Origin of the sequence: Prolixibacter bellariivorans ATCC BAA-1284 (assembly GCF_000621705.1) — a bacterium.
Lineage (GTDB): Bacteria > Bacteroidota > Bacteroidia > Bacteroidales > Prolixibacteraceae > Prolixibacter > Prolixibacter bellariivorans.
The window spans coordinates 55,560-76,998 of record NZ_JHXO01000012.1; the positions used below are offsets into that span (position 1 = coordinate 55,560).

Sequence of the window (21,439 nt, forward strand, 5' to 3'; positions counted from 1 at the left end):
GTTAATACCGATTATGAAATACACATTACTAATTATCCTGTTAAGTATCACCTCCCTGTGCCAGGCACAGAAAGCAAAAAGTTTCATTACCAACCCCATTGTCAACGGATATTACGCCGACCCAACCATTGTAAAGGCAGACAGCACATATTATATCTACGCAACCATCGACCCCTGGGGTGGAAAAGAACTGGGCGTCCTGGAAACGAAAGACTTCAAACATTTTCAAATCAAACACATCAACTGGCCCACCAAGGAAGCCTGCACCAGTCCGACATCAAAAAACTCGATGGTTTGGGCTCCTTCCGTTGTTAAAGGCCCCGACGGTAAATATCACATGTATGTTTCGGTAGGCAGCGAAATCTGGGCGGGAGTAAGTAACACGCCACTTGGCCCCTGGGAAAATGCCAAAGCCGACAACTCGCCGTTAATCAAAAGTAACCGGTTTCCGGAGTACCATATGATCGATGCTGAGTGTTTCGTCGACGACGACGGACAGGCTTATTTATACTGGGGCTCGGGGCTGAACTGGGTGAACGGGCATTGTTTTGTCGCTAAACTGAAAAAGGATATGGTCACGTTTGACGGTGAGCCACGCGATGTGACGCCGCCTCATTATTTCGAAGCACCTTACATGCTGAAACGCAACGGCCTTTACTATCTGATGTACTCACACGGAAAAGCCATCGACTCTACTTATCAGGTACGCTACTCGGTTGGCAAAACGCCATACGGCCCGTGGAAAGAAGGCAAAAACAGTCCCATCCTGTCCACCACACCCGACGGGAAAACAATCGGCCCCGGACACCACACCGTTTTCAAAGCAAACGGACAATACTACATCCTGTATCACCGCATTCATCCGCAGGATAAGGATTACGTATTGAGGCAACTGTGTATCGACAGCCTGAACTTCGATAAAGACGGTTACATTAAAAAGATTCACCCGCAGGGCGTCGCTGCCTTCCGGTAATGCGCCTGTCCGTTTGAGTTCTAATTATTCAAGCCGCTCCGGGGTTGTATCAGAAAAGTATATCCTTAAGAGGGTGTCCGAAAATGGCACCCTCTTGAGATGACGTGCAAAATCCATGGCAGTAGCATTGAACCCGCTTTACAAATGGTTCCGCGCTTGCCCCAAGGCGTTGCCATTGGGCTGAAATAACCTGGGCTTCCACGTCTTCCCCATTATGCGGATTTCCCCCTTGTCGGGATGACGAATGCCTTCAATCATCTCCACCAGCGTGGTTTTCCCGGCACCATTCGGTCCCAGCAGCGCCACAAACTGTCCCTTTTCAATCGTCAGGTTCAGTCCCTGCACCGCATGAATCGTCTTGAAGGATTTGTGCACCTCCTTCACCTCAATCACCGGTGTATGCGTGTTCTCCATAAGCAAAGCGTTTCGGTGCTATAAAGCTAACGGAAATTTGAATATCAGATACGGGTTGCCTCTTTTGGCCAAAGATCCGAAAACCATAAAATCAGATTTAATATCCGCCACAGAAAATCTTTTCCATGATTTTTCGTTATATAAACATAGGAATCACTAACTTATAAAATCATTTTAAAACCTAACGAACGATGAACCGACCTCCCCCGTATCCGAAACTTTTCATTTGGCACCATTTCCATGGAGGGATACCCGCCGCCTTTGCCGGTTCGTCCCCTTTCACTTGAAGCCATCTCTTACCCAATACGGGTTCTGGTTACAACAGAAGAGCCTGTCGTGATCGAAATTTCTGAAATATGAAGTCATCTACTGCCCATAAACTGATTTTGGTGCTTGCACTAACCGGGATGTTTACCACTTCCCGGGCACAGGCAACGGTTCAAACCTATATCGATATAGGCGAAAACAACGTTTCGGAAGGCACCTTCATTAAAAACGCCTGCCAGGTAGACTATGGTTTCAACAGATTCATACTGGCAGCGGCTACGCAGTTCGACATCAAAGGAAATACCGCTCATGTGTTTAGCGGGCTGCATCTTTCGGCATCCCGCCTCCTTCAAATCAAAACCTTCCCAATCGAAATCAAGGGTTATTACATCCTGAACCGCTTTTCTGAGCTGATGCACGAAACCGATTGGGGGGCAAAACTCAATACCCGGAAACTCCCCCACTTCCTGTTCGAAACCGGCATCAACTTCCGCACTTATGCCATCAATTCCAACGCGCGCAACGATTATCAGGTGGATAAGACGAACAGCAAGTTGCACGAAAATTTCAACCTCATTTACCGGATTAGTGCCTATCTGAAACCATATCCCAATCAATGGAACCTGGCACTTTCCGTCACCAATACCGATCATTTCCTGGTCAACCAGCCAACCAATCCCATATTCAACCTGCAAGGGTTGTACCGGATTCAACCCAGGCTTCTTTTATACTTCGAATCCTGGTACGAGAGCGCGGGTGTTTTCAACATCAGCACCAACTATTTCGGTTATTATTTCAGAACAGGTATACAATGGAAACTCGACAAATCATAACAATTACGGTCATACTGTCTGCACTGCTTTCGCCGGCCTGTGACAGCATCGATTTGCGGGGAGTGTATTCTGCATACGAAACGGTTGACCAGCGCTTTGACCAATCGATGGAATGGAACCAAACACATGCATCACGCGAAATAAATGTGCCCGGCGAAAACTACGTACTGTATGTTATGGCCGATTCGCATGTGGGAAAAACCAATCACCTCGACACCTTCTTTCACGATGCCGAAAACGAGCATGCCGCTGCCGCCGTGATGGTGGGTGACCTCACGGAAGGACATGCATCGGATTACCAAACGTTTGAAGCTCATCTCCCCGCTCCAGGCACCTTGACGACCTTTCCCATTACCGGAAACCACGACCTCTACTTCGATGGCTGGAAAAGTTTTCGCGGCCTGTTCGGTACTTCCACCTACACATTTGTGGTACACACGCCCACCGCAAGCGACCTGTATATTTGCCTCGACTCGGGCGGCGGAACGATTGGCAATAAACAGTTAGCCTGGTTAAAAAGTATTCTTCAGCAACATCGAAATCGATATCGCCATTGTGTGGTCTTTTCGCACGTTAATTTGCTGCGGTTTCGCCCCACACTAAGCACCAATCCGTTTGTACAGGAGGTAAAGGTTTTGCTCGATTTGTTTCTGCGCCATAATGTGAACATGGTGGTTAACGGACACGACCATAACCGGAACACAGCTGTTTTTGGCCCTACAACATACATTATCACCAATGCACTGTCCGAAGAAAGCAACCATGCCGGCTATCTGAAAATCTATATCAGCGGGGCAAAACCCGATTACCAGTTCGTCCGGTTCTAATACTCCCCTCAAAAAGTGGTTACATACTGTGGTCAATCAATTGGATGTAAAGTGTACCCGTTTCAAGACGATGGACACTACGTCTATTCCACCAATTGCAGCGGGCAAACCACCAGCATGGTAAAAGACTCCACCGGAACAGTCCGCATTACCAACATGATTCGAAATCAATCGACCAATAAGTAGCACTCTTACTCCCTATCCTGACGGGTTTTCGAAACCTGTCTGGATTTGTCAGCTCAAAATTCGCCAAATCCCTGCTTCGCCATCAGGCGAAAAAAGCGCAAGCCAGTCAAAGTAGCCCGGGCCGGCGATGGCGGGAATGGTTTTGTGCGGGTATTCAGGGACGTGGGCTCGAAAAAACAAAATCATGACGCGGGACGGAAGGATCACTTTGACTTGACTTTTTCGTCCTTTTGTGTCAAGACAAAAGGACGTAACAGTGGCAGACTGGCCGAAGGAGGATTTCAGATAAAAATCATTCTCAAATCTTTTCCAAAACAACATAAAACTCCTAACTTCCATCACCAAACAAAATCATAACCATAAACACTTACGCATGAAAAAAATAATCAAAGCATTCGCATTAGCTTTTATCGCTATTAATCTACTTTCCTGCGCTACCGGTATTCCTCTTTCGAATACCCGTTCGGAGAACAACAAAACCTACCGCGTACAATATCTTTTCCAACACGACGGCTGTAAAGTTTATCGCTTTTATGATGAAGGCCACTACGTCTATTTCACCAACTGCAGCGGGGCCACAACAGCACAGTCCGCATTACCAACATGATTCGAAATCAATCGACCAATAAGTAGCACTCTTACTCCCTATCCTGACAGGTTTTTGAAACCTGTCAGGATTTATCAGCTCAAAATTCGCCAAATCCCTACTTCGCCATCAGGCGAAAAAAGCGCAAGCCAGTCAAAGTAGCCCGGGCCGGCGATGGCAGGAATGGTTTTGTGCGGGTATTTAGGGACGTGGGCTCGAAAAAACAAAATCATGACGCGGGACGGAAGGATCACTTTGACTTGACTTTTTCGTCCTTTTGTGTCAAGACAAAAGGACATAACAGTGGCCAACAGGCTGAAGGAGGATTTTGTAACTAACCTCCGAAACACCAACCACCATTTCTACTACAGACCACGTAGGGCCACGATAAATCGTGGCCGCAACACCCCCTTGAAAGCCAAATCTGTCAAACCAATCCAATAAAAGCACTGCCATTCGCGACCGTTCTCCTCCCCGTTTGGGGAGGCCGGGTGGGGCTATAAAACCACGCCAACCCTGAACAACAAGGACGCTTCAGAAACATTCCCGCCCTTGCTTACTTCTAATTCTTCATTTTTTAACTACCTTGGGTAACCGAAGACACAAACCAATATGAATACAAATCCTGATAGTTTCCTCAATATGCTGACAAGGATAACATAATAAGTACACAACACATCCCGTTTTTGGTGAGTAACAACAACTTTTCAAGTGTTAAAGCAGAAATAACAACAATGATTGATATACACGAGTTAGCTGCAAGGTTTGAGCAAGCAAAAAAACATCGAAACCAAAGAAATAAATGGACACACTAAGATTAATTCTAGATCTATGTATAATCTTAATTGGATTATATCTGATACTGTTTAAAAGTTATTTTTCTGAGAAAGGAAAAAATTTGGCAACAAAAGAAGATATTTCTGGTATTACAAGTAAAATAGAAATAATAAAAACAAACATACAAAGCTCTAACCTAAAACAACAAGATTGGTTTTTTGAAAGTAAAAAAGCAGTCCTTGACTATTATGACAACTATGTATTATGGGCTAATGATTCCATGAAACAAAGTATTATTGTAATTAACAATTCAACTCAACCTGATATTATTAGGAAAACGATCGACGAATTAAATCATCAACACTCAAAAGTAACTAATAGCTTGTGGCGAATTTTTTTATATGAATCAGATAATGAATTTACGGAAAGAATTAAGACAATTTACGAAGAAACATCTGTTCTACACAAACTATATATTGGTTTTTATCTAGACATTGAAGGTGTTGCTGTTAAGTTTAACAAGTTCAACCAATTTGCAGAAAAAGGAGTGCTATTAAAACAATTACATAAAGATTTAAAAACCGAAAGGAGCTCCTTGCTAAATAAATTCTTTAAAGAACGAGATAGCATAAAAGTTGACACTCTAGAATTGACCGAAAAAACGATGCAAATAATTAGAAAGAAATTAAAAGAAAAATACCCTGCCGTTAACAGCGTGTAATAAGGCAGGCGTTTTCTGCTCGGTCTGACAATTTTTATCCGCCGGATAAAAACCGCCTGACCTCATACCACAACCACTAAAACTAAATTCCCAAATTATCCGGATAAAAGAATATAATAAAACAATTCATCTACGGATTCTTTTATTTTTTAATCCATTTTCCCTATCTTAGCTATCGTTGGTATCAGACAGAGAGAGGAAATCCAAAAACACGAAGCAGACAGGCCGGTTCAGCCGGAAGAAATACCACATCCACAGGTAGAACGACAGAAGCAGCACGAAGAAAGGCTATGTTCTAAGAAAAAGAACGTCCGTAGCTGGATAAAAGACGTCCGTAGCGGGATAGAAGCTGCCGGGACCGGAATAGACAAACGCCGTAGCCAGATAGAGATGCCCCGGACCTGGGAAGAACAGGTCGGGAGTAAAATTGAGAAGGACGGGACCCGGGAAAACGGACTCGGGAGTAAGACAGAAAGGGTCGGGACCTGGAAAAATGAGCTGCAGACCTGGGAAAAAAGGGTCGGGAGCAAGACAGAAGAGGTCGGTAAGAAACGAAAGGAACCCTTCACCAACGAAAATGATCAATTAACTAGTTATACGTTCAACCTAAATCCTTTTTATCATGACAACATCGTACAAAACAGACGCTGAGATTCTTGACCAGTACAACACCGCATTGACCAATGCTGAGAACCAACCGGAAATTGCAGCAGCCATGACCGAATTCGACTACGGGCCGGAGAAAATTACCGAGGGCCGTCAAATCCTCGACGCAACACAAAATGCCTACAATTTTAATAAGCAGGAAGATGACGAAACCATCGATGCGCGCATCTACTACAAAGCCCGCAAAAAAGCGCTCTACCAAACATTTAAACGCGATCGCAAAAAGGCCCGCATAGCCTTCCGCAACGATGTGGTTACCCTGTCACAGCTCGGGGTGATTAAATCCATCCCCCATAGCTATGTCAGTTGGGTCGATACCATGAAATTCTTCTACAACATCGTTGTAAATAACGAAAACATTGCAGCCAAACTGGCCAGGTTGAAACTCTCAGCCGATGTGGCCACCGCTACCCTTTCCGACATCGACGCCATGGAGAGTGCACGCAAACTATATTACCAGGAAACGGGAGAATCACAGGAAGCAACCCAGGCTAAGGACGCCGCCTTCGTCAAAATCGACGAATGGATGACCGACTTCTTTGACGTAGCCCAAATTGCCTTGGAAGACAAGCCTCAATTACTGGAAGCATTGGGTGTGCTTGTACGTAGTTAGCTTTCTCATTTCACACTTTAGCACACCTACATCAGGCCGGCCTGGCAACTCCACAACGGGCCGGCTTTTTTGAAACCCCGTCACATTTCCTAATTTTACCCTCCGCCGGAATTCAACAACGGATTCCGAAAACAGAAAAGAACAGCTGATGGAGGTTACCTACCGATTAATATTACCTGAAGACAACGCGCCGCTGGCGGAGATGATTCGGAAAGTTTTCCGGGAATTCAAAATCGATCGCCCGGGAACCGTTTACACCGATCCCACCACCGACCACCTGTACGAACTGTTCCAGGTACCGAAAGCAGAATACTGGATTGCCGAGACCAACGGCGAAATTGTGGGCGGATGCGGCATCTACCCTTCCAATGGCCTGCCGGAAGGATGCGCCGAGCTGGTGAAGTTCTACGTCGCGGCATCGGTACGCGGAACAGGAATTGGCAAGCAATTGATGGCACAATGCATTGATTCGGCCCGCGAGCAGGACTATCAACAACTCTATCTCGAATCACTTCCCGAACTGGAAAAAGCGGTTGGCATGTATGAAAAGGCCGGGTTCCATCGTCTGCAACAGCCGGTTGGTGATACCGGACACTACGCCTGCACCGTATGGATGCTAAAGGATTTATAAGCTTTGTTTCCGAAGATTTAAGAGGTATTTTATTGATTATGATAATATTTTATTAATTTCAACAGGCTGGAACCCATTTACCCAAGATGGTTATCCATACTGAAAAACTGACCAATAAATATTATCTGACCATGGCTAAAATCAAATTAGAATTTGAGAAACTATCGATTCTCCGTCCCAAAGAGCGCTGGCAGCTCTACTTCGTTATTGTAGCAGAACACCCCGAAGATAACGACAAGATGGTGCTTACTACGACGCCTGAACCATACATCCGGCTCACTCCCCGCCAGAAAAACGTACTCAACTTTGTTCCCGAAGCAAGCGATGATGGCGCCGATGGTTTGTTTGTTCTCGAAAGGGATATGCCCGAAGATCGACGCATTAAAGTGCGGGTGTATCTACGCCATTGCCGGAAGCATACCCGCAGCGCCGGCGCGATGCTCCAACAGGTAAAGGGCCAGTTAGGCAAGCATGCCTTCGACATCGTAGGTGATATGCTGGGTGCCGGTGCATTGCCCTGGTTGGTGATTTCGAAAGAGGCATTGCCATTAATTGGCGGCGTTCTGCGAAGCATTAAGGACCGCGATTTCGGTTTTGTGTCGATGGACGAAGAGTTTGACGAGGAATTTGAGACACAAACGGAACTCGACCGCATGAATAACTTCTCCACCGGCGACGCACGCATCGTATGGAGTTGGTCGGTTGACGAATAATCCGAAAAAATAAAAGCTCAGACTTTGACCGTTCGTTTCATGCAACGTAAGCGGTCAGAATCTGAGCTTCCGTTATGCTAAAAGCTCGTTATCCTTCCTTTTCCACGAAAGTGATACCGTAATTTTCCAGCTCATTCAGCACCGGTTCGTAGATTTCTTTCCGGTTGGGAATGTGCACGCCGGTCAGAGCGATTTGCCCGGTCATCACCATTTTGGTAGCAATAGCCAACGGCAATCCTACGGTCTTCGACATGGCCGTGTGTACACTATCCTCACCGAGCACAACCATCGATGATGTCATTTTCACCGGGTCGGAATCACCGTTCTTTTTGTAAAGCAATTTGTGCCACATCACCACCATGTCCTTATCATCGGGCTCCATTTTCCATTTCTCCGAAAGGATATGTTCCAGAATCTGTGCAGGAGTGGCTCGTTTCAGGCCAATCTTTTTATCACTGAATAGTTCGAGATATTCCAGTTTGTCAATGATATCGGAATCCTGATCGATGTGCATGTAGTGATACAGCTTCAATCGCACCGCTGCTTCGGCATAATAGAGAAACGAGTTGATGAACTCCTTGTAGGTCATGTTCTCGGTGTTCTCCATAAAATACGTATCGTCCGTAGCTCCCAACTGCACAAAAATATCCCACGCACGGCAGTACCCCGGACGGCGCAATGTTCCGCGATAAACAGTAGGCACGCCCTGCAGGTTATACTTATCGATGTACTTCAACGAATCGCGGTTGGCATAGCCTTCAAACTTTCCGAAGCCTTCAATATCGATTACTTCGGTGCGCCGGAAGAGACGGTTGTACGGAATGTACTTGTATTTTCCTTCCTGAAGGAATTTGGCTGGTCCGCCCTGCCCTGCTACCACCACGTTACGTGGATTCCAGGTGAACTTGTAGTTCCACGGATTATTGTCCGATTCGGGTGCAACCAGTCCGCCTGTGAACGATTCAAAATCGGTAATAGCATGACCTTCGTGCTTTACGCGATCAATCAGCCGCATGGCCGACATGTGATCGATGCCCGGGTCAACACCCATTTCGTTCAGGAAGAGTAAGCCTTTGGCCTTCACTTCCGCATCCAAATCGTTCAGTTCGTCAGACACGTAAGAAGCCGTTAGCAATGACTTGCCAAATTTGAGGCAAGCCAGCGCCACCACCTGATGCAGACGGGCAGGTAACATCGATACCACAATATCGGCCTGCTCAATTTCCAGGTCTCGCTGCTGCTCATCGAACACGTCGAAGACGAGCGCCCGGGTGGGCGGCGATATTTTTTCCTTCACCAGGTTAATATCCTGATCACCGACCGTGATTTCCCAACCGTAGGTAGGCGCTTGCTCTTCCAGATACCGGATCAGCGTAGCAGATGAGCGTCCGGCACCAATGATGAATATTTTTTTCATAAAGACAATAGATATTAGAACCAAGATTTTAGACTCCAGACATTAGAAGAAAGATTCCAGCCTGGTCTCCCTCTTTCACCGAATCGCCCCATCCACTCTACTATTCTCAATTTTCCCCGAAGCCCCAATAACAATTCAAAATCTAACACTCAAAATTCAACATTTCAAGAATTCACCCAATCCTCCAGGTATTTATATCGTTCTGTTAGCTTTCCATTCTCGGTAATGGTAGCCCGTTGAACAATACCTTCAGAATCTTCGCCCAGCAAAGACGGCAATACCCGGTTGATAAGGTTTTCGCCAAAATCGACAGAAGCATCGCGCGGCAACTCGGTCGGCAGATTATCCACCGACATCACCGTAATATTTTTCGGGTTGGTAAAAGCTACTTCTTCCTGTTCCGTCACCGGATTGTATCCGTAGAACGGCTCATCGATGGTGGTAGCCCTTAACGTAGACGGTATAGAACCTTTGATGTCGCAGGTAATATCGGATATCACCCTGATGCGGAAATCCGGACTGCGCATATCTTCCGGTGTAAACAATACCGGAGCATTGGGGTCCCAGTAGGCAGCCGAAATGAGTAAATCGGTGGTTTTCGCAAACCGGAGGAAATTACCTTCGTACGCTGTTGGATTTTTCACAAAATGTCCGAAATCGAAAGCACTGCCATCCTTGCGTTTATTGTAAGCGTCGGGTTCGAGTTGCACATACACCGGTTCGTCAAAATGTTCGGTAGCTAAATATTCGTCGATACTCACTTTCCGAATGTTGATTTCGTCCAGCATCTCCATCACGCCGTGCGTAACGCGACCACCGCCGGTAATGGCAATTTTCAACGGTGGAAGTTCCAGTTTGCGGGCCTCCGACTTCATCTCGGCCAAATCGTGACACTCGTATGCCGGCTTCGGTTCGGGCAACTCATGACGGATGGTCAGGGCACGCAAGCCTTTGTAGCTTCCTACCAGGCCGGCAAAACGGCCAAAACCAATCACGCGCATGCCATTCGGCTCGGTCAGCACTTCATAATCGATCAATCGTATACGCTTTCGCAGAATCTCCTGAAGAAGTTTTTTGTTGTACGACTGTTTTTTGATGGTATGAGAAAAAAACAGATACGTTTTATCTTCCATCAAATCGGGGATCGGTACCTCTTTCACTCCCATCAGAATATCGCAATCGCTCAAATCGGAATTCATGGAAATACCGGCATTCAAATAGTCGCTATCAGGAAAACACCGGATGGGACTCGGCTGAACCGTTAATTCCACTTGCGGAAAACGCTTTTTAATTTCGAGACATTGTTGGGCAGAAAAGGGCACACGCCGATCGGGCGGTACTTTACCTTCTTTCAGGATACCTAGCTTCATTCGCAGAAAATTTAATCAATTAATAAAAAGTTTGAACCGGAATTGATCGGTGCGCACAGGTTCTATCAGCAGATTTTGGGAAATCTCCTTCAAGATAAGAAAATATGCGCTGCTTATCATATTGAAAGTAACTTTCGATACAACTACACACATTTGTAAACCGGCGGCAGTACAGAAAATCAACTGAACCATTCATCTAACTTCCTGCCTGCCGTCCGGTTACGACACCAACGAACTTGTCAAATGTATGAACCTGTCAAAATGCTACACGTTGAACTCAATCCCCTGAGCCAACGGCAATTCCGAACCATAGTTAATGGTATTGGTTTGTCTGCGCATGTATGCTTTCCAGGCATCAGATCCGGACTCCCGGCCGCCACCGGTATCCTTTTCCCCACCAAATGCGCCACCAATTTCAGCGCCGGAAGTACCAATATTAATATTGGCAATTCCGCAATCAGAACCTTCGTTCGACAGGAACCTCTCAGTTTCGAGCAGGTTGGTTGAAAACATGGCTGATGACAGACCTTGCGGAACCGCGTTATGCAATTCGATGGCCTCATCCAGCGTACTGTATTTAATCACATAGAGCAGCGGAGCGAACGTTTCTTCCTGAACAATTTCGTAATGGTTTTCTACTTCGGCAACACATGGCACCACGTAGCATCCCGACGCGCAACTGGCGTCCTTATAAACTTCACCACCAAACAGAATCTTGCCACCTTCAGCTTTTACTTTTTCAATAGCTTTGAAATAAGTATCCGAAGCCCCTTTGTCAATCAGTGGTCCTACATGATTCTTCTCATCGAGCGGATTACCAATTTTCAATCCTTTGTAAACATTGAGCAGTTTGTTCTTAAACTCTTCGTAAATACTATCGTGAAGAAGAATGCGACGGGTCGACGTACAGCGCTGACCGGTTGTACCAACAGCACCAAATACGATGGCCCGAAGCGCCATATCCTGATTGGAAGTCGGGGTAACAATCACCGCATTGTTTCCACCCAGCTCCAAAATAGAACGGCCGAGGCGTTCGCCTACCAAACGACCAACTTTTTTACCAACCCGGGTAGAACCTGTGAAGGAGATCAACGGGATATTTTTATCGCTGAACATATCGTCGCCCAGGTATTTCGAGCTGGTAGCAACCAAACTCAGTACACCTTCCGGGATATCGTTGCGTTTCAGTACATCTGCTACAATGTTATGAACAGCAATCGCACAAAGCAGTACCTTCGACGAAGGTTTCCAAACCACAACGTCACCGGCGGCCAATGCAATCATGGCATTCCATGCCCAAACCGCTACCGGGAAGTTAAATGCTGAAACGACACCAACAATACCCAGCGAATGATACTGGTCGTACATCCGGTGCTCGGCACGCTCGGAGTGCATGGTGAAACCATACAACTGGCGCGACTGGCCAACAGCAAAGTCACAGATGTCAATCATCTCCTGGACCTCGCCCAAACCTTCCTGGTAAATTTTTCCCATTTCGTAGGAAACCAAACGGCCCAGCGGCTCTTTGTATTTGCGCAGTTCCAGACCAATCTGCCGAACTATCTCACCCCGTTTTGGAGCAGGTACTTTCTTCCATACCTTGAAGGCGCCTTTAGCGGTATCAATCACTTTCCGGTAATCTTCCAGCGTCGCTTGTTGAATCTCGGCAATCGCCGTCCCATCTGCCGGAGAATACGACGTAAGTTTATCGCCGGTGGTATCAATCCATTTCGTACCGGTGCACAACCCCGGATTCACATCTTTGATGCCTAATGTTTTCAGTACATCTTTCATTTCTTGCATAGTATCTAAATTTATGTTGTTATATTTTCTGATAATTAAATAGTTGTTTCGCTTTTGCGGAGCCAGTTCACCAGCCCGCCTTTTTCCAAAATTTCCATCAGTTTATCCGGCAAAGGATTGAAATGGAAAATCTTCGTTCCGATGTATATCACGCCGGATGCCATATCAACTTCCACACTTTCATCTTCCCGGTAGGCATTCACCGCTTCGGGCAACACAATGATAGGAAGTCCCTGGTTGATGGCCGAACGGAAGAAGATCCGGGAAACCGATTTTACAATGATGGCACGCACACCGGCTTTTACCAATCCTACCGACGGATGTTCGCGCGAGCTGCCGCAACCGAAATTCTCACCACACACAATGATATCGCCCGGCTTCACATTTTCAGCAAAGCGGTCATCAAAGCCTTTAAATAAATGTGGGACAATCTTCTCAGGCTCCGAGCTGTTGACTTCGTACGTCAAACTGCCGGCAAACATCTGGTCGGTATTCAGATTATCCACATCCGCATAGTTCCATACACCCTTCTGCCGACGATCATCACCGGGCTCAACCACCACGGTAGCCGTCTGCTGCTTGTGATACGGAAACTTATGTTCAGAAGTTGCCTTTTCAGGCGAAGTAATTTCACCGCGCAAAGCGGAAGCGGCCACCGTTGCCGGCGATGCCAGGTAGATGGAAGCATTCTTGTTTCCCATTCGCCCCAGGAAGTTACGGTTAGCCGTCGAAATCACGTTGATGCCGTCAGCCGGAATCCCCTGTCCTGTTCCCAGACAAGGTCCGCACGAAGGCGAAAGAACATTTCCGCCTGCTTCCAGGAATATTTCAACCAGGCCTTCCTTCATAGCCTGCAGGTAGATTTCGCGCGAAGCGGGAGTTATCAGCAACTGGAATCCCTCCGGCACTTTATGCCCTTTCAGGATGGCTGCTGCTGCCCGTAAATCCTCGATGCGACCGTTGGTGCAGGTTCCGATTAACGCCTGGGCAACCGGTGTTCCGGCTACTTCATCCACGCTCTTTACATTATCGACGTGATGCGGACAAGCCGCTACCGGATACAATTCCGACAGATTGATGGTGTATTCTTTTGCATACCCAGCATCATCATCCGCCCAAATGGCTTTGAACTTGGCTCCGAAATATTCTTCCAGCCTTTCGTCTGCCGGGAAAACGGCGTTCTTGGCGCCCATTTCCGAGGCCAGGTTGGTAATGGTCATCCGGTCGGAAACCGCAAGTGTTTTCACACCGTCTCCGTGGTATTCGATGGACATATAGTCAGCTCCGGAAGAACCAATCATACCAATGATGTACAGCGCCAAATCCTTCGCATATACATGTTCCTGTAATTTTCCCGTAAGGGTAATTTTAATGGTTTCAGGAACGCGGAACCAGGTTTCTCCCTGTTTCCACAAACCAGCCGTTTCGGTACGGTCGATGCCCGCAGCAAATGCGTTGAAGGCTCCTGCTGTGCAGGTATGACTGTCACTTCCCACCACCAACATTCCCGGCCGTGCATGACCAGCCATCAACTGATGGCAGATTCCCTGACCAGCATCGTGAAAGCTTGATACGTGTTGATCTTTCGCGAAATTGCGAATTTGCTGGTAGTCATTCGCCAGCTTGGCATTGGTAGGCGGTGCATTGTGATCGAGCACCAGCAGTAATTTATTGGGATCGGCAACCCGGTCGCCGCCCATCTTGCGAAATATCTTTTCGATACTCGACGAATTATCGTGCGACAGGATGATATCCGGCTTGGCAAATACAATGCTTCCAACCGGTGCACCCAAAATCTTTTCAGCAAACGTTTTTCCTGACATACGCCAAATTTTTAACGTTATACATGAAGTAAATCTCCCTTCCGGTAGATTTCCATTTGAACATCCGAGAACGGTTGCATCATGATGCTCTTTCCGGTTTTCCGATTGGTCATCTTTCCGGTTTCGAATTCAACAGCAACTACATCGCCATTCTGAAGTTCCAGTTCTTCAATCGACTCATAGGTCATAATCGGGAAGCCGGCGTTGATAGCATTACGCTCGTAAATAGCCCCGAACGATTCAGCCAGAACAGCCTGTACGCCCAACGATTTGAAACAGTCGACCGCCTGTTGACGGGAACTTCCGGCACCAAAGTTTTTGCCGGTAATGACCATATCACCCGGTTGCGCTTTGGAAGCGAAATCTTCCCAGCCCTTCAGGTTACCAAAGGTATATTTCCCCATCTCCGACAGTTCGGTAATCGCCAGGTGTTGATTGTGGAAAATCATGTCGGTATCGATGTTGTCTTCCATGACCAGCCAAACCCGTCCTTCGATTACTGACGGCTTTTCTTTATCACTATCATGATGCGTTACCAGTACCGCTTCCTGCTTGCCATGTCCTTCCTGGAACAAGGAAGGTTGTTCGGGCAAGTCATCTTCGGTGGTAATATGACCCGCTACCGCAGAAGCAGCAGCCGTAGCCGGCGAAGCCAGATACACATCGCCTTTGCCCTGCTTGCCGGCGAAGTTGCGGTTCCCGGTACTTACGGTTTTCTCACCTGGGCCGTTTTGTCCCACCTGACCGGCAGCACATCCGGCGCATCCTGCATTGCTCAGCATGGCACCGGCATCTTTGAAGATGCGAATCAGCCCTTCGTCCATGCAGGCATTCCAAACCTCATCGGTTGACGGAACAATTTTCAGGACTACACCGGGAGCCACTTTCCGGCCTTTCAGAATCCGGGCAGCAGCCCGCATGTCTTCCATACGCCCGTTTGTACAACTACCAATAAAGGATGAATCGATTTTGGTTCCCTTCACCTGTTCCACCGGAACCACATCGTGCGGTTTTCCCGGAAGGGAAATGGCGGGAACAAAAGACTCAATATTCAACCCGAAGGTTTGCGCATATTTGGCGTCTCCATCGGCAAATACCGGTTCAAAATCTCCCCCGGAGCGTTCTTTTGCATATTGAATCACCTCATCCGATGGCGGGAAAAAGACGGCGATAGCCCCCATTTCCGTTCCCATGGAAGAGATAGTGATGCGCTCGTCCAGCGTGAGTTTCTCAACCGCTTCACCATAGAGCTCTACCGATTCGCCCAACAAACTGCTGGCGCCAAAATGCTGCAGCAAGTTCAGGACAATATCCTTGGCATAAATACCAGCCGGGCGCTTTCCATTGAGGGTAATTTTAACTGATTCCGGCACTTTGAACCAGACGGCTCCCCGTGCCCAGGCCGCTGCAATATCGCGGTCGCCCATCCCCTGTCCGAAGGCGCCAATAGCACCAAGAATATTGGCGTGCGAATCGGTGGATACGACGGTTGAACCGGGAACAGCCAAACCTTTATCAATCGCCAGATGCGTTCCAATTCCGGAATTGATGTCGTACACCCGGATATTGAAGTCGCGGGCAAAAAGGCGGCACTTTTGCTGATTGGCAGCATATTTCTGGTCCGATCCGGTTGGATTGCAGTCGAAGGTGAAGAAAGTCTTCGAGCTGTTATCGACAGCCAGCTGGTTGTCCACCAAATTCTTCACCACATTCGCTCCACCAAAATCCCGGGCCAGCCGGACATCAATACTGATATCGACAATCTCGCCCGGTTTCACCGACTCTTTCCCCGAATGGGTCGCGATTATTTTTTCAATGATGGTCATCATTTCAATTAGAAATTAAAAATGAGAAATAAACAATTGGAAAGAGCTTTCAAGTTGCCTTGGAAATCTTCTGCTCAACGCCAAAACGTTCAGTGCAAAATCAATTGATGTATCAACGACCTGATTTTCCTTCATTGCTCATTTTTCATTGTTCATTCATTTACTCATTGCCTTAAAGGGCAGAAACGTCATAAAATCGGCATGGTGCACGATGTACGCCTCGGTCGTGCGCTTCACCATGTCGCCTTCACCGGCATGTGCCGCAATGATATGGCAGACTTCAGCCGGAACACCACAGGATTCAGCCAGCGAAACTCCCGAAAACGGATGCCTCAGCAGTTTACCATATCTTCCCTTGAAAGAGTTCCCGTTTTCGTCCAGTTCGTATTCCAGAAGTTTGCCCACATCAGCCAGAATAGCCCCGGCAATCAGGACATCCATATTCACAGGGAGCTCACTCTTGAAGAACTCGTTCATCTTCATGCCACTTTCGCGGGCAATGTGAACGACCGCCCGCTTGTGGTCCATGAAACTGACTTTCAAATCAGGGCCGCAAAGAAGTGTGAACGGAATCCGGTGCAAATCTTCTGGTGTCAACACACTTTTCTCCAGTGCCCGACGCCATGTTTCTGCAGTCTTATCGCGGAGTTCTCCATCTTTAATCCAGAGCAGCTCCGGCCAGAGGTCATATACTTGTTCCAGGTTGCTCATTACTTCAGTTTTTCAATGATAGCATCGGCCATCTGCTGTGTCGAAGCCGCACCTTTTTCAATCACATCGGGCCGTCCCGCCATCTTCATCATATCGTACGTGCGGACTTTACCCTCAGCCACCACTTCAGCAATGGCCTCACGGATTTTGATGGCTTTGTCGTTTTCACCGAGATGATCCAACATCATACAAGCCGATTCAATCATCGCAATCGGATTGACAATCGACACATCGTAATCGGCATATTTCGGTGCGGAACCGTGCGTCGGTTCAAAAACGGCTACTTCGTCACCCATATTGGCGCTGCAGGCAAATCCCAAACCGCCAATCAATCCGGCAAAACCATCCGAAACGATATCGCCGAACATGTTTCCGGCTACGATGACTCCATAGTCTTCCGGATTTTTGGTCAACCACATCATCTGCGCATCGATGTTGGTATTCCAGAGCGCTATTCCTGCATATTCCTGCTGAATCTCTTTCGCCATTTTATACATCATTCCCGATGTTTCGCGAATCACGTTGGGCTTCTCGCAGAGTGTTACCGACTTGTAGCCGTATTTCGCAGCATGAGCAAAGGCGGCTCGAAGAATACGTTCTGTCGCTTTTTTGGTAAAGATTCGGGTCGAAACCGATAACTCATTCCGGGGAACCGAACCAAAGTTTTTCACAAACTTGGGATGCGTCATCAATGCATCGTAAACTTTATCGTCCGGATTGCTCCATTCCACACCACCGTAGAGCCCTTCGGTATTCTGACGGAAAATGACCACATCCACTTCCGGCTCTTCAACGCTGTTTTCTTTGCCGCGACGAATGAAGTTGAGCGGATTTCCTTTGTATGTATGGCACGGACGCATGCAGATGTCGAGATTGAAATGCTGACGAAGACCGACAATCGGACTGGAATATACCAGGCCTTTCTCCTTCAACCCGGGCGAAAGTTCGTTAAACGCTTCTTCTTTCGGTTTCGAAGTAATCGCACCAAACAATCCCACTTTGTGCTCTTCCAGAAGTTTGATAGTGCGCTCGGGCAGCGGATTTCCTTCTTTGCACCAAAATTCCCAGCCAATATCACCTTCTACGTAATCGGCTTCAAATCCGGCTGCTTCCAGTACCCTGATGGCTTCGGGAAGGACTGTCTTTCCAATGCCGTCACCCGGCATCGCTACGATGGTTCTTTTTGCCATAGTCAATTGATTTTTTGGCACGCCACTGATTTTTGGTGCTCAGAGGCGTTGCGCTCGTTTGTTTTTAAATCGGCTTGGTCACTAATATTGGTTCAATTTTCTGTTTTCTTTTCGTCTACCTGCCGCACCACATCGATCACGGTTCCGTCCACCCATTTGATGGCGGCGATAATCTTATCGGTAAATACCGGTTTCTTCGGCTTACCGCAAATACGTTCCGCTTCTTCCTTCATCTCTTCGATGGTCCGAATGGGAAGACCGGAATCCTTCGCTTTTTCTATCAAATCTTTCCTTAGCGGATTGATGGCGATGCCTCGTTCAGTTACAATCACATCGATGAGTTCGCCCGGTCCACACAGCGTGGTCACCTCGTCCACAATCACCGGAATACGGTCACGGAACAGTGGTATGGGTAAAATGACCGTCTTGGAGAAAAGGCAGTTTTGCCAGCCCCCGAGACCGTGCAGTAATTTACCGTCGGAGTGTGTCACCACGTTGGCGTTGAAATTCACATCCACTTCGGTAGCACCGAGGATAACCACATCCACCAAACCGGCGAAGTTTCCTTTGCTGTGGTAGTTGTAACTGGTAAACGGACTGGTCCAGGTATGATTCGGATTATCGCGCATGGAGCGAACGCCTTCCAAATCAAAGGTCTGTCCGTCGAGGATGTATTCCACCAAACCCTCTTCCAGCATTTCAACCAGGTACTTGTTACTTCCGCCGCGGGCAAACCGGGCCTTAATACCTTTCCGGCGCATGATTTCGCCAAAGTAGATCCCGATGGAGAGCGCGGTTCCTCCGGCTCCGGCCTGAAACGAAAATCCATCGTGAATAATGCCGGTCGCTTCACAGAATTTGGCCGTCATCTCCGCAATCAGCAGGCGGTCTGGGCTTTTGGTAATCTGCGTGGTTCCGGAGACAATCTTCTCCGGAATACCGATTTTCTCCACCTCAACTGTGTAATCGACATGGTTTCCCTGAATTTGCCACGGCACACAAGGGAATGGCACCATGTTGTCGGTTACCACAATCACGTTGTTTGCATATTGCGAATCGGCCAGAGCAAAGCCCAACAATCCACTGGATGAAGGACCATTCAGCCCATTGGCATTACCAAACGGATCGGCACAGGCGGCACCAATCACGGCAATGTCGATTTTCACTTCACCATCCTGCACTGCCTGGTAGCGTCCGCCATGCGAGCGAAGCACGGCTGTTTTCTTCATCTTTCCATCCGAACAAAACCGTCCGAGCGGTCCGTTCATACTTCCTTCGATGTGACTGATAGTCCCATCTTCCAGGTAAGGAATCAAATGTGCATGGCATGGGAAAGACGCCGACGGATACCAGCGAATATCTTTCACGCCCAGCTCCTTCACCACATCAAAAACCATGTTGGCAACCAGGTCGCCGTCGCGGAAATGATGATGCGTGGAAATGGTCATGCCATCTTTGAGTCCGGCTTTTATTAACGCCTCTTTCAGTGAGGCAACCTGTTTGTTTCCGTCAGCCGGATAATCGGCGTTGGTTGGAATAGCCGATGCGTGTTTTTTTCCTTCCGGGCGATATTTCCCGACGCCCATAAACGGAACAACCGGTTCGCCGTTTATTTCTGACGGAACAAGCCGTCCCACTGCATTATATATCAGATCTTCATTCATGATTTTCTCTCCAGTTGGTTGACAGTTTACCCGATTGAATCGCCAGTTCGATGGTGTGAACAGCGCGTTTGACAACCGGGGCATCAATCATTTTCGAACCAAGGGCAACAACGCCCAGTCCCTTTTCTTGCGCCTGCTTAAAAGCGATCACAATGCGCTTCGCCTTTTCAATTTCCTGTTCATCCGGACTGAAACCTTCGTTGATGACCGGAACCTGGCGCGGATGAATACATCCCATACCAGCAAAACCCAACGCTTTCGATTCGAGCACATTGCTACGCAATGCTTCCATGTCATCAATTTCGGAGAAAACCGAATCAATGGGCTGGATACCTGCTGCGCGTGCAGCATTGACAACCGCACTGCGGGCGTAAAAGGATTCGCGTCCTTCGGCTGTTCGCTGAGCTCCTAAATCAGCTGTATAATCCTCCAGACCAATCGCCAATGCAGCAACATTGGGCAAAGCCGATGCAATTTCATAAGCTTTTACCACTCCCAGAGCACTCTCAATAATTGGCATCAGGTAGATATCGGTATTTTCGCGACCCAGTATCTTTTCAATGCGTTCCTCCGCCTGAATGATTTGCTGCGCACTCTCGCACTTGGGAATCAGAATCAGGTTCACCTGCTCGGGAACAATGGCATCCAAATCTTCCAGTCCGGCCGGCAATTGATTAATCCGAACCATTCGTTCGGCATCACCAAAGTCAACTGCACGCAGGGCATTGCGAACCAGCAAACGGGCCTCGGCTTTTTTGTCAGGTGCTACCGAATCTTCCAAATCGAGAATGATACCGTCGCTTCCGTAGATGCCGGCATTCAGCATCAGCTTCGGATTATTTCCCGGTAGGTACAAACGGGTCCGTCGGGTACGATCGCGGCCTGTCCGATGAAGATTTTTTGTTTCAATGGGTAATAAAAAGGATTCATCCGTTCCGGTTAACCGGCGGATAGCCGCTTCCAGGCGTGCTGCAATGACAAATGGAAGAGCTCCTTTGTCTTCTATTTCCACCAGTACATTCCGAAGATTGTAATGGGTCAGCACTTCGTGACAAAGTTCCCGGATGGAGTCGCCAAACAGGCTTTCAACTTTACTTAGTAACCGGATTTCAGTTGCATGATGCTCAGTTTTAGCAATCTGTACAAAACAGTCTGAGCGTACGCTGTCTCCACGGTTTCCGGCTGTTGCAGTCATGGGCATTTGGGTTAATGATTGACTAATTATTTTCAGTACCCTTCCTACTGCTTCGTTTCTTCAATTTGGGTGCTAAAATCGACTGAAAAGTTACCCAAATAAATCCCTGAAAATCCTGATAGTTATCAGGGATAAGCCCATGTTAAAGAGCATACAGAACATTGCCGCAGAACATAAAATATATCCCAAATATGATTAACGCGCACGCATTTTTATACAATGGTATATTCCTT

The 21,439-nt window shown here is 47.6% G+C and carries 19 protein-coding genes; 9 read left to right on the forward strand and 10 right to left on the reverse strand.

What is annotated here, in order from left to right:
* The first annotated feature begins 13 nt into the window (after positions 1 to 13).
* Positions 14 to 973 (forward strand): family 43 glycosylhydrolase, encoded by a 960-nt coding sequence (locus T426_RS24080; RefSeq protein ID WP_025866224.1) that lies wholly within the window; start codon positions 14 to 16, stop codon positions 971 to 973.
* Between the two features lie 138 nt (positions 974 to 1,111).
* Here T426_RS24080 and T426_RS0116600 read toward each other — a convergent pair whose 3' ends face one another.
* Positions 1,112 to 1,387: an ATP-binding cassette domain-containing protein gene (locus T426_RS0116600; protein WP_027585988.1), complete on the reverse strand. Its 276-nt coding sequence runs from the start codon at positions 1,385 to 1,387 to the stop codon at positions 1,112 to 1,114.
* A 356-nt stretch (positions 1,388 to 1,743) separates the two neighbouring features.
* On the opposite strand from T426_RS0116600, the gene T426_RS25940 reads away from it, so the two are divergent.
* From T426_RS25940 to T426_RS0116660, 8 genes are all read left to right on the forward strand, one after another.
* Positions 1,744 to 2,487: a hypothetical protein gene (locus T426_RS25940; protein ID WP_025866222.1), complete on the forward strand. Its 744-nt coding sequence runs from the start codon at positions 1,744 to 1,746 to the stop codon at positions 2,485 to 2,487.
* Positions 2,466 to 3,314 (forward strand): metallophosphoesterase family protein, encoded by an 849-nt coding sequence (locus T426_RS0116615; protein WP_025866221.1) that lies wholly within the window; start codon positions 2,466 to 2,468, stop codon positions 3,312 to 3,314. The genes T426_RS25940 and T426_RS0116615 overlap by 22 nt, the downstream gene beginning before the upstream one ends.
* A 51-nt stretch (positions 3,315 to 3,365) precedes the next feature.
* Complete coding sequence (locus tag T426_RS26220; RefSeq protein WP_169737694.1) at positions 3,366 to 3,500, forward strand: DUF4884 domain-containing protein; 135 nt, start codon at positions 3,366 to 3,368, stop codon at positions 3,498 to 3,500.
* Positions 3,501 to 3,873: 373 nt separating this feature from the next.
* A complete protein-coding gene (locus tag T426_RS24085; RefSeq protein ID WP_051569015.1) occupies positions 3,874 to 4,107 on the forward strand; it encodes a DUF4884 domain-containing protein in 234 nt (77 codons plus the stop codon).
* Between the two features lie 877 nt (positions 4,108 to 4,984).
* Positions 4,985 to 5,584 carry a hypothetical protein gene (locus tag T426_RS0116640; RefSeq protein ID WP_169737690.1) on the forward strand — a complete coding sequence of 200 codons (600 nt, stop codon included), beginning with the start codon at positions 4,985 to 4,987 and terminating at the stop codon, positions 5,582 to 5,584.
* Between the two features lie 622 nt (positions 5,585 to 6,206).
* Positions 6,207 to 6,863, forward strand: coding sequence for a PQLLE family protein (locus tag T426_RS0116650; protein WP_027585990.1), 657 nt, complete (start codon positions 6,207 to 6,209; stop codon positions 6,861 to 6,863).
* A gap of 148 nt (positions 6,864 to 7,011) precedes the next feature.
* Positions 7,012 to 7,494 (forward strand): GNAT family N-acetyltransferase, encoded by a 483-nt coding sequence (locus tag T426_RS0116655; RefSeq protein ID WP_025865951.1) that lies wholly within the window; start codon positions 7,012 to 7,014, stop codon positions 7,492 to 7,494.
* 86 nt (positions 7,495 to 7,580) lie between these two features.
* Positions 7,581 to 8,207: a hypothetical protein gene (locus T426_RS0116660; RefSeq protein WP_025865950.1), complete on the forward strand. Its 627-nt coding sequence runs from the start codon at positions 7,581 to 7,583 to the stop codon at positions 8,205 to 8,207.
* An 88-nt stretch (positions 8,208 to 8,295) separates the two neighbouring features.
* On the opposite strand, the gene T426_RS0116665 is transcribed toward T426_RS0116660, so the two are convergent.
* The 9 genes from T426_RS0116665 to T426_RS24090 form a co-directional block, all read right to left on the reverse strand.
* Positions 8,296 to 9,624, reverse strand: a complete 1,329-nt coding sequence (locus tag T426_RS0116665; protein ID WP_025865949.1) for a saccharopine dehydrogenase family protein — start codon at positions 9,622 to 9,624, stop codon at positions 8,296 to 8,298.
* A gap of 164 nt (positions 9,625 to 9,788) precedes the next feature.
* Entirely contained in the window at positions 9,789 to 10,994 is a 1,206-nt protein-coding gene (locus T426_RS0116670) for an NAD(P)-dependent oxidoreductase (protein WP_025865948.1), read from the reverse strand.
* 264 nt (positions 10,995 to 11,258) lie between these two features.
* Positions 11,259 to 12,797: an L-piperidine-6-carboxylate dehydrogenase gene (gene amaB, locus T426_RS0116680; protein ID WP_036985482.1), complete on the reverse strand. Its 1,539-nt coding sequence runs from the start codon at positions 12,795 to 12,797 to the stop codon at positions 11,259 to 11,261.
* A 35-nt stretch (positions 12,798 to 12,832) separates the two neighbouring features.
* On the reverse strand, positions 12,833 to 14,620 hold the full coding sequence (locus tag T426_RS0116685; RefSeq protein WP_025865947.1) for an aconitase/3-isopropylmalate dehydratase large subunit family protein: 1,788 nt from the start codon (positions 14,618 to 14,620) through the stop codon (positions 12,833 to 12,835).
* 17 nt (positions 14,621 to 14,637) lie between these two features.
* Positions 14,638 to 16,449 carry an aconitase/3-isopropylmalate dehydratase large subunit family protein gene (locus T426_RS0116690; protein ID WP_036985483.1) on the reverse strand — a complete coding sequence of 604 codons (1,812 nt, stop codon included), beginning with the start codon at positions 16,447 to 16,449 and terminating at the stop codon, positions 14,638 to 14,640.
* A gap of 153 nt (positions 16,450 to 16,602) precedes the next feature.
* Positions 16,603 to 17,157: an HD domain-containing protein gene (locus T426_RS0116695; RefSeq protein WP_025865946.1), complete on the reverse strand. Its 555-nt coding sequence runs from the start codon at positions 17,155 to 17,157 to the stop codon at positions 16,603 to 16,605.
* A complete protein-coding gene (locus tag T426_RS0116700) occupies positions 17,157 to 18,347 on the reverse strand; it encodes an isocitrate/isopropylmalate dehydrogenase family protein (protein ID WP_025865945.1) in 1,191 nt (396 codons plus the stop codon). Before T426_RS0116700 ends, T426_RS0116695 begins: the two co-directional genes overlap by 1 nt.
* 92 nt (positions 18,348 to 18,439) lie before the next feature.
* On the reverse strand, positions 18,440 to 20,011 hold the full coding sequence (gene citF / locus T426_RS0116705; RefSeq protein ID WP_036985015.1) for a citrate lyase subunit alpha: 1,572 nt from the start codon (positions 20,009 to 20,011) through the stop codon (positions 18,440 to 18,442).
* Positions 20,004 to 21,206 carry an aldolase/citrate lyase family protein gene (locus tag T426_RS24090; RefSeq protein ID WP_199898719.1) on the reverse strand — a complete coding sequence of 401 codons (1,203 nt, stop codon included), beginning with the start codon at positions 21,204 to 21,206 and terminating at the stop codon, positions 20,004 to 20,006. The genes citF and T426_RS24090 overlap by 8 nt, the downstream gene beginning before the upstream one ends.
* Positions 21,207 to 21,439 lie beyond the last annotated feature (233 nt).